We start from the raw sequence: 9,411 nt of genomic DNA on the forward strand, positions 1-9,411 counted from the left end.
GCCTGGACGAGAAGCGTTATGTTCAAATTAAAATTACTCAGCATTAGCACGATATTCATCCTGGCAGGCTGCGTGTCGCTTGCGCCTGAATATCAGCGGCCCGCAGCACCGGTACCCCAGCAGTTTTCACTGTCCCATAACAGCCTGACGCCAGCGGTAAATGGCTATCAGGATACGGGCTGGCGTAACTTTTTTGTCGATCCCCAGGTTACCCGGTTGATCGGTGAAGCTCTGACTAATAACCGTGATTTGAGAATGGCTGCCCTGAAGGTTGAAGAGGCCCGAGCCCAGTTCAACGTCACGGATGCAGATCGTTATCCCCAGCTGAATGCCTCATCCGGGATAACATACAGCGGTGGTCTGAAAGGTGACAAGCCGACCACACAGGAGTACGACGCGAGACTGGAGCTCAGCTATGAGCTCGATTTTTTCGGCAAACTTAAGAACATGAGTGATGCTGATCGCCAGAACTACTTTGCCAGCGAAGAAGCCCGTCGGGCCGTACACATCCTGCTGGTATCCAACGTTTCACAAAGCTATTTCAGCCAGCAACTGGCGTACGAACAACTTCGTATTGCGCGGGAAACGCTGAAAAATTATCAACAGTCCTATGCTTTCGTTGAGCAGCAGCTCGTGACCGGGAGTACGAACGTTCTGGCACTTGAACAGGCGCGAGGACAAATCGAAAGTACCCGCGCCGAAATAGCCAAACGAGAAGGCGATCTGGCTCAGGCAAACAATGCCCTGCAACTGGTGCTGGGAACGTACCGCGCACTTCCGTCAGAAAAAGGGATGAAAGGCGGGGAGATAGCCCCAGTAAAATTGCCACCAAATCTGTCTTCACAAATTTTGCTGCAGCGACCGGATATTATGGAAGCGGAATATCAGCTGAAAGCGGCTGATGCCAATATTGGCGCAGCGCGAGCGGCCTTTTTCCCCTCAATTACCCTGACCAGTGGTCTTTCCGCAAGCAGTACGGAGCTGTCCAGCCTGTTTACGTCAGGAAGTGGAATGTGGAATTTTATCCCTAAAATTGAAATTCCTATATTTAATGCTGGCAGGAATAAAGCCAATCTGAAGCTGGCTGAAATTCGCCAGCAACAGTCGGTGGTTAATTACGAACAAAAAATTCAGTCAGCCTTTAAGGATGTTTCCGACACGCTTGCGCTGCGCGACAGCCTTAGCCAGCAACTTGAGTCACAGCAGCGTTATCTTGATTCACTTCAGATAACTCTCCAGCGTGCCAGAGGATTGTATGCAAGTGGTGCTGTCAGTTACATCGAAGTGCTGGATGCAGAACGTTCCCTCTTCGCTACCCAGCAAACCATTCTCGATCTTACCTATTCCCGGCAGGTTAACGAAATTAATCTGTTTACCGCGCTGGGTGGCGGTTGGGTAGAGTAAATTTATTTAATTAATCAGGAAATTAAAATGCGTAATTCACTTAAAGCCGTTTTATTTGGTGCCTTCTCTGTCATGTTTTCTGCCGGTCTTCATGCTGAAACACATCAGCATGGCGATATGAATACTGCCAGTGATGCTTCGGTACAGCAAGTTATCAAGGGCACCGGTGTCGTTAAAGACATTGATATGAATACTAAGAAAATCACCATTTCGCATGAAGCAATTCCAGCGGTGGGCTGGCCTGCAATGACCATGCGCTTTACTTTTGTTAATGCAGACGATGCTATTAATGCCCTGAAAACAGGCAACCATGTCGATTTCTCGTTTATTCAGCAGGGCAATATCTCCTTACTCAAAAGCATTAACGTGACGCAGTCCTGATTGGCTGTCCGGAGCGATTACATCCTGTGCGCCTGTACATTCACATAGGTATATGTGTGAGTTAACCGTCAGGCGCATATGCCAGGTGTTTTGATTTTTTAGCGGAAAATTGTATGGCTTCTTTAAAGATAAAATATGCTGCAATAATTATCAGCAGCCTCATAGCAGGGGGGCTGATATCGGTTACTGCCTGGCAGTATGTAAACTCAGCACAAAAGACAGAAAAAACAGAACAAAAGGCACCGGAACGAAAGGTGCTTTTCTGGTATGACCCAATGAAACCGGATACCAAATTTGATAAACCCGGAAAATCGCCCTTTATGGATATGGACCTGGTGCCAAAATATGCTGATGACAGTGGCGATAAAAGCAGTGGCGGGATCCGTATCGACCCAACCCAGGTTCAGAATCTGGGATTAAAAACGCAAAAAGTCACGCGAGGAATGCTGAATTATTCTCAGACAATCCCGGCTAATGTCAGCTATAACGAGTATCAGTTTGTTATTGTGCAGGCGCGTTCTGACGGGTTTGTCGAAAAAGTCTACCCCATGACGATTGGCGATCATGTGAAGAAGGGGACGCCACTTATCGATATTACCATTCCGGACTGGGTGGAAGCACAGAGTGAATTCCTTCTGTTATCCAGCACCGGTGGTACTTCCACGCAAATTAAAGGCGTTCTGGAACGGCTTCGCCTGGCAGGTATGCCGGAAGAGGATATTCAGAGACTGCGTTCTACCCGGAGCATTCAGACCCGTTTTACCATTAAAGCACCTATTGATGGTGTCATTACTGCATTTGACCTGCGCACCGGCATGAATATTTCGAAAGATAAGGTGGTGGCTCAGATTCAGGGAATGGACCCGGTCTGGATCAGCGCTGCAGTGCCAGAATCTATCGCCTATCTGCTGAAAGATACGTCGCAGTTTGAAATTTCGGTACCGGCTTATCCGGATAAAACATTCCATGTCGAAAAATGGAATATTCTTCCCAGCGTGGATCAGACAACCCGTACGCTTCAGGTCCGTCTCCAGGTTTCTAATAAGGATGAGTTTCTCAAGCCGGGCATGAATGCCTATCTGAAACTGAATACCAGAAGCCAGGAGATGCTGCTGATACCAAGCCAGGCCGTTATCGATACCGGCAAAGAACAGCGCGTGATTACTGTTGATGATGAAGGCAAGTTTGTGCCGAAACAGATCCACGTTCTGCATGAGTCACAGCAACAGTCCGGCATCGGCTCCGGCCTGAATGAAGGCGATACCGTGGTGGTCAGTGGCCTGTTCCTCATTGACTCTGAAGCCAATATTACGGGCGCACTGGAACGTATGCGCCACCCTGAAAAAACAGAAAGCAGTATGCCAGCAATGTCTGACCAGCCTGTAAATATGCATTCAGGGCACTGAGGAGACGACGATGATTGAATGGATTATCCGGCGCTCTGTCGCCAACCGTTTCCTGGTCATGATGGGGGCCCTGTTTCTCAGCATCTGGGGCACATGGACGATTATTAACACGCCTGTCGATGCCTTGCCTGACCTGTCAGATGTGCAGGTCATTATCAAAACCAGCTATCCCGGCCAGGCCCCGCAGATTGTAGAAAACCAGGTCACCTATCCACTTACCACCACCATGCTGTCCGTGCCTGGCGCAAAAACCGTGCGTGGTTTTTCACAGTTCGGTGATTCGTATGTGTATGTCATTTTTGAAGACGGCACCGATCTGTACTGGGCCCGTTCCCGCGTGCTGGAGTACCTGAACCAGGTACAGGGAAAACTGCCCGCCGGTGTGAGTTCTGAAATCGGTCCGGACGCCACGGGGGTGGGCTGGATATTTGAATATGCCCTTGTCGATCGCAGCGGAAAACACGACCTTTCAGAACTGCGTTCTCTGCAGGACTGGTTCCTGAAATTTGAGCTGAAAACCATCCCGAACGTGGCTGAGGTCGCTTCGGTTGGCGGCGTGGTGAAACAGTACCAGATTCAGGTCAATCCGGTAAAATTGTCTCAGTATGGTATCAGCCTGCCCGAAGTGAAACAGGCCCTTGAATCGTCTAACCAGGAGGCCGGTGGCTCATCCGTTGAAATGGCCGAAGCTGAGTATATGGTCCGTGCCAGCGGTTATCTTCAGAGCATTGATGATTTTAATAACATCGTCCTGAAAACAGGCGAGAACGGCGTGCCGGTTTATCTGCGGGATGTTGCCCGCGTGCAGACCGGGCCTGAAATGCGGCGTGGTATTGCCGAGCTGAACGGCCAGGGCGAAGTCGCTGGCGGCGTGGTGATCCTGCGGTCGGGTAAAAATGCACGCGACGTTATCACGGCAGTGAGGGATAAACTTGAGACGCTGAAGGCCAGCCTGCCGGAAGGCGTTGAAATCGTGACCACCTACGATCGCAGCCAGCTCATCGACCGGGCGATTGATAACCTCAGTTCCAAACTTCTGGAAGAGTTTATCGTGGTGGCCATCGTCTGTGCCCTGTTCCTGTGGCACGTACGTTCTGCCCTGGTGGCGATTATCTCTCTGCCGCTTGGTCTGTGTATCGCCTTTATCGTCATGCACTTCCAGGGACTGAACGCCAATATCATGTCGCTGGGAGGGATAGCGATTGCCGTCGGTGCGATGGTGGATGCCGCCATTGTGATGATTGAGAATGCGCATAAGCGGCTTGAGGAGTGGGATCATCAGCATCCGGGTGAGCAGATTGACAACGCCACCCGCTGGAAGGTGATTACCGATGCCTCCGTTGAAGTGGGACCCGCACTGTTTATCAGCCTGCTGATCATCACCCTGTCCTTTATTCCTATCTTTACCCTGGAAGGTCAGGAAGGACGTCTGTTTGGCCCGCTGGCATTCACGAAAACGTACTCCATGGCGGGCGCGGCCGCGCTGGCCATCATCGTCATTCCGATTCTGATGGGATTCTGGATCCGGGGGAAAATTCCTGCAGAGACCAGTAACCCCCTGAACCGGGTACTGATCAAAGCGTATCATCCATTGCTGTTGCGGGTTCTCCACTGGCCAAAAACAACCCTGCTGGTTGCGGCCTTGTCCATTTTCACCGTTATCTGGCCGCTGAGCCAGGTGGGCGGTGAGTTTCTGCCGAAGATTAACGAGGGCGACCTGTTGTATATGCCGTCGACCCTGCCGGGTGTCTCTCCGGCTGAAGCTGCAGCGCTCCTGCAGACGACGGACAAGTTAATCAAAAGCGTTCCTGAAGTGGCCTCTGTATTTGGCAAGACCGGTAAAGCAGAGACCGCCACGGATTCCGCACCGCTCGAAATGGTTGAAACCACGATCCAGCTCAAACCTGAGGATCAGTGGCGTCCAGGCATGACGATTGACAAGATTATTGAAGAACTCGACAGGACCGTCCGTTTACCGGGGCTGGCAAACCTCTGGGTGCCGCCAATCCGTAACCGTATTGATATGCTCTCAACCGGGATCAAAAGCCCGATAGGTATCAAGGTGTCCGGAACGGTTCTGTCCGATATCGATGCAACGGCGCAGAGTATCGAAGCGGTCGCCAAAACCGTACCCGGCGTAGTGTCTGCTCTCGCAGAGCGACTGGAAGGCGGGCGCTACATTGATGTGGATATCAACCGGGAAAAAGCCTCCCGCTACGGAATGACGGTGGGCGATGTGCAGCTGTTCATCTCATCAGCCATCGGCGGCGCGACGGTAGGGGAAACGGTTGAAGGCGTGGCCCGGTACCCGATTAATATCCGCTATCCGCAGGATTACCGGAACAGCCCGCAGGCCCTGAAACAGATGCCGATCCTGACCCCGATGAAGCAGCAGATCACGCTGGGCGATGTTGCGGATATTAAGGTCGTTTCCGGGCCGACTATGCTGAAAACGGAAAATGCCCGTCCAGCCAGCTGGATTTACATTGACGCGCGCGGCAGGGATATGGTGTCGGTGGTTAATGACATTAAAACGGCGATCAGTCAGAAAGTGAAACTGAGACCGGGTACCAGCGTGTCATTCTCCGGACAGTTTGAACTGCTTGAGCATGCCAACAAGAAACTGAAGCTGATGGTGCCGATGACGGTGATGATCATCTTCATCCTGTTGTATCTGGCATTCCGCCGGGTTGATGAAGCCCTGCTGATCCTGATGAGCCTGCCGTTCGCCCTGGTTGGCGGGATATGGTTCCTGTACTGGCAGGGCTTCCATATGTCTGTCGCAACCGGAACGGGGTTTATCGCTCTGGCCGGGGTGGCAGCAGAGTTTGGCGTGGTCATGCTGATGTATCTGCGTCATGCCATTGAAGCGCACCCGGAATTGTCCCGTAAAGAGACGTTCACACCGGAAGGCCTTGATGAAGCCCTCTATCATGGTGCCGTACTGCGTGTCCGGCCGAAAGCCATGACCGTGGCGGTGATCATTGCGGGTCTGCTGCCAATACTCTGGGGAACCGGTGCAGGTTCAGAAGTCATGAGCCGTATCGCGGCACCCATGATTGGTGGGATGATCACGGCTCCGCTGCTGTCCCTGTTCATTATTCCTGCCGCCTACAAATTAATCTGGCTGCGCAGACATAAAAAAAGCGTGTCCTGAACCTGAAAGGGCACCCCCTGTGGGTGTCCTTCTTTACTGATTCACCCTGACGTCAGGGTTTAAATCGATAATATACAGAGGTGAGTATGAAAAAAGTGGTTCTGATGGCGCTGGCTCTCGGCCTTTCACTGCCCGCGATGGCGAGTGAAAAAGTGATTGATATGTACAAATCTGAAAACTGTGGCTGTTGTTCCCTGTGGGGCAAGGCGATGGAAAAAGACGGGTTTGAAGTACGAACTCACGTCATGAATGATCAGGCGCTGTCAGCCCTGAAAGAAAAGCATGCTATTCCTGCAGGACTGCGAAGTTGTCATTCCGCGGTTGCCGGTAATTTGATCATTGAAGGCCATGTGCCTGCGACAACGATACATAAGGCAATGCAGTCTGGTTCAGGTATATACGGTCTCGCCACCCCCGGTATGCCAGCAGGAAGTCCTGGAATGGAGATGGGAGCCCGAAAAGAGGCTTACGATGTTATCGCATTCTCACCGGATGGAAGTAAAAAAGTCTTCCAGCGAATCGAATAGTCAGCGGAACGGCTGATAACGGGACGCCGGTAGCAGGCACTCCTGTGCCGGCGATATTCGTGGTAATCGCATCCATGACATACCCTGAAGACAGAAGATGCTTCGGTATGCATAAGGAGAGTTACTGTGAAAAATGACAATGCAGTGCAACACAACAACCAGACTGCTTCTGAGCAGACATTATCCCCGGACGAGGGCCACGTATTGCATAAGGTGAGAGATCCCGTGTGCGGGATGGCCATCCTGCCCGACAGGGCGCACAGCAGCATTCGATACCAGGACCATCAACTTTATTTCTGCTCCGCCAGCTGTGAGAGTAAATTTAAAGCCCATCCCGATCGTTATCTTACCGAAGATGCCAGTGAACATTCCCATCACCATCACCACGATCATCACGAAGTCAGCCCTGATCAGATAAAACAGCCTCACCACCAGGCGGAAAAAGAGAATTCTGAAGGTGTGTGGACATGTCCGATGCACCCGGAGATACGCCGCAGTGGTCCCGGAAGCTGTCCTGTCTGTGGAATGGCACTGGAGCCGCTCGTAGCTACGGCATCCACGGGGCCGAGTGATGAACTTCACGACATGACAAGACGCTTCTGGCTGGGGTTGTTGCTGGCGTTTCCGGTTCTGGTACTCGAAATGGGATCTCATCTGTTTCCCGAGTTGAGGAATACAGTACCGCCACAGTACAACACATGGCTGCAGCTGCTTCTGGCCTCCCCTGTCGTGTTGTGGTGTGGCTGGCCATTCTTCGCCCGGGCCGGAATGTCGTTACGTAACCGCTCCCTGAATATGTTTACCCTTGTTGCAATGGGGACCGGCGTAGCCTGGGTTTACAGCGTCATTGCAACCGTCTTCCCCTCCTGGTTTCCTGCATCGTTCAGAAACATGGATGGCCTGGTGGCCGTTTATTTTGAAGCCGCAGCAGTTATTACGGTGCTTGTTCTGCTGGGACAGGTTCTTGAGCTGCGGGCACGGGAACAAACCTCAGGCGCCATTACTGCGCTTCTGAACCTTGCCCCCAAAACCGCCAGACGGCTGGATCATGACGGTCATGAAACGGATATTAATGCGGAAGATGTCCTGCCTGGCGATAAGCTCCGCATCAGACCTGGAGAGAGTATTCCGGTCGACGGTATCGTGATCGAAGGCAAAACAACCGTTGATGAATCGATGGTGACCGGGGAATCTATGCCGGTTACCAAAACGGAGGGTGACCCTGTCATCGGGGGGACCATTAATCAGACAGGGAGTCTCATCATCCGTGCAGAGAAAGTCGGTGATGAAACAATGCTCTCACGAATTGTTCAGATGGTCGCTGATGCACAGCGTTCGCGTGCCCCCATCCAGAGAATGGCTGACAGCGTTTCAGGCTGGTTTGTTCCTCTGGTGATACTTATCGCGGTTGTTGCTTTCGTGATCTGGTCTGTCTGGGGGCCCGAGCCCAGGATGGCGCACGGTCTCATTGCGGCTGTGTCGGTCCTGATTATTGCCTGTCCCTGCGCGCTGGGGCTGGCCACGCCGATGTCGATAATGGTGGGGGTGGGCAAAGGAGCCCAGGCCGGGGTGTTAATCAGGAATGCCGAAGCCCTTGAGCGTCTTGAAAAAGTGGACACGCTGGTTGTCGACAAAACAGGCACGCTCACGGAAGGTTCGCCTACGGTGACAGGGATTATCAGTCTCAATCCGGGTGGGGAAACATCTCTTTTGCGTGTAACAGCCGCAGTGGAAAAAGGCTCGCAGCATCCGCTGGGTATGGCAGTAGTTAAAGCAGCACAGGAAAAGGGGATCGCAATACCCGCAGTCACTCATTTCGATGCACCGTCGGGTAAAGGTGTCTCAGGCGATGTCGAAGGTCAACGGGTTGTTATTGGTAATGAACTGGCTATGCAGGAAAACAGTATAGTTATTGATAATCAAAAGGCCGTTGCGGATACGTTGCGGATGGAAGGCGCTACCGTTATCTATGTGGCCACAGACGGGGACCTTGCAGGCCTGATAGCTATCTCGGATCCCGTGAAAACAACCACGCCGGATGCGCTTAAAGCTTTGCGTCAGGCGGGGATCCGCATCGTTATGCTCACCGGGGATAACCTGCTTACTGCTGAAGCAGTCGCACGGAAACTGGGAATAGATGAGGTTGAAGCCGGAATTCTGCCGGATGGCAAAAAAGCAGTGATAACCCGACTGAAAGAGTCTGGCCATGTGGTTGCGATGGCCGGAGACGGTGTGAATGATGCCCCGGCGCTGGCAGCGGCTGACGTGGGTATAGCCATGGGAACGGGTACAGATGTGGCAATTGAAAGTGCCGGAGTCACCCTTCTCAAAGGCGACTTGATGATACTGAACAGGGCCCGTCATCTGTCAGAGATCACCATGAAAAATATCCGTCAGAATCTGTTTTTTGCATTTATCTACAACGCACTTGGCGTGCCTGTGGCTGCAGGTCTGCTTTATCCTGTGTATGGAATACTGCTGTCGCCAGTTATTGCGGCGGCGGCCATGGCTCTTTCCTCCGTCAGCGTCATTGTGA

Annotated in this window: 6 protein-coding genes; all 6 read left to right on the forward strand. The window is 52.2% G+C overall.

The genetic code is table 11. The features are described from left to right. Positions 1–18: 18 nt before the first annotated feature. Positions 19–1,404 carry a Cu(+)/Ag(+) efflux RND transporter outer membrane channel SilC gene (gene silC, locus M8370_RS22195; protein WP_000475506.1) on the forward strand — a complete coding sequence of 462 codons (1,386 nt, stop codon included), beginning with the start codon at positions 19–21 and terminating at the stop codon, positions 1,402–1,404. A 27-nt stretch (positions 1,405–1,431) separates the two neighbouring features. Further along, positions 1,432–1,785: a cation efflux system protein CusF gene (gene cusF, locus M8370_RS22200; RefSeq protein ID WP_001246155.1), complete on the forward strand. Its 354-nt coding sequence runs from the start codon at positions 1,432–1,434 to the stop codon at positions 1,783–1,785. 113 nt (positions 1,786–1,898) lie between these two features. Further along, positions 1,899–3,191 carry a Cu(+)/Ag(+) efflux RND transporter periplasmic adaptor subunit SilB gene (gene silB / locus M8370_RS22205; protein WP_000157620.1) on the forward strand — a complete coding sequence of 431 codons (1,293 nt, stop codon included), beginning with the start codon at positions 1,899–1,901 and terminating at the stop codon, positions 3,189–3,191. A 10-nt stretch (positions 3,192–3,201) separates the two neighbouring features. After that, the gene (silA, locus tag M8370_RS22210; RefSeq protein WP_000574029.1) at positions 3,202–6,348 is read left to right on the forward strand and encodes a Cu(+)/Ag(+) efflux RND transporter permease subunit SilA; all 3,147 of its coding nucleotides are present in this window, start codon (positions 3,202–3,204) and stop codon (positions 6,346–6,348) included. An 86-nt stretch (positions 6,349–6,434) separates the two neighbouring features. Next, complete coding sequence (locus tag M8370_RS22215) at positions 6,435–6,875, forward strand: DUF411 domain-containing protein (RefSeq protein WP_000758225.1); 441 nt, start codon at positions 6,435–6,437, stop codon at positions 6,873–6,875. A gap of 126 nt (positions 6,876–7,001) precedes the next feature. Continuing rightward, the coding region (locus tag M8370_RS22220) for a heavy metal translocating P-type ATPase (protein WP_250021749.1) at positions 7,002–9,411 on the forward strand (2,410 nt) is incomplete at its 3' end.

Source organism: Enterobacter cloacae complex sp. OE43NF (assembly GCF_023544405.1).
GTDB lineage: Bacteria > Pseudomonadota > Gammaproteobacteria > Enterobacterales > Enterobacteriaceae > Enterobacter > Enterobacter cloacae.

What these genes read in the sequence shown, in the direction of transcription:
- silC (WP_000475506.1), top strand. Translation starts at nt 19, where the DNA reads ATGTTCAAATTAAAATTACTCAGCATTAGCACGATATTCATCCTGGCA.
- cusF (WP_001246155.1), top strand. Translation starts at nt 1,432, where the DNA reads ATGCGTAATTCACTTAAAGCCGTTTTATTTGGTGCCTTCTCTGTCATG.
- silB (WP_000157620.1), top strand. Translation starts at nt 1,899, where the DNA reads ATGGCTTCTTTAAAGATAAAATATGCTGCAATAATTATCAGCAGCCTC.
- silA (WP_000574029.1), top strand. Translation starts at nt 3,202, where the DNA reads ATGATTGAATGGATTATCCGGCGCTCTGTCGCCAACCGTTTCCTGGTC.
- M8370_RS22215 (WP_000758225.1), top strand. Translation starts at nt 6,435, where the DNA reads ATGAAAAAAGTGGTTCTGATGGCGCTGGCTCTCGGCCTTTCACTGCCC.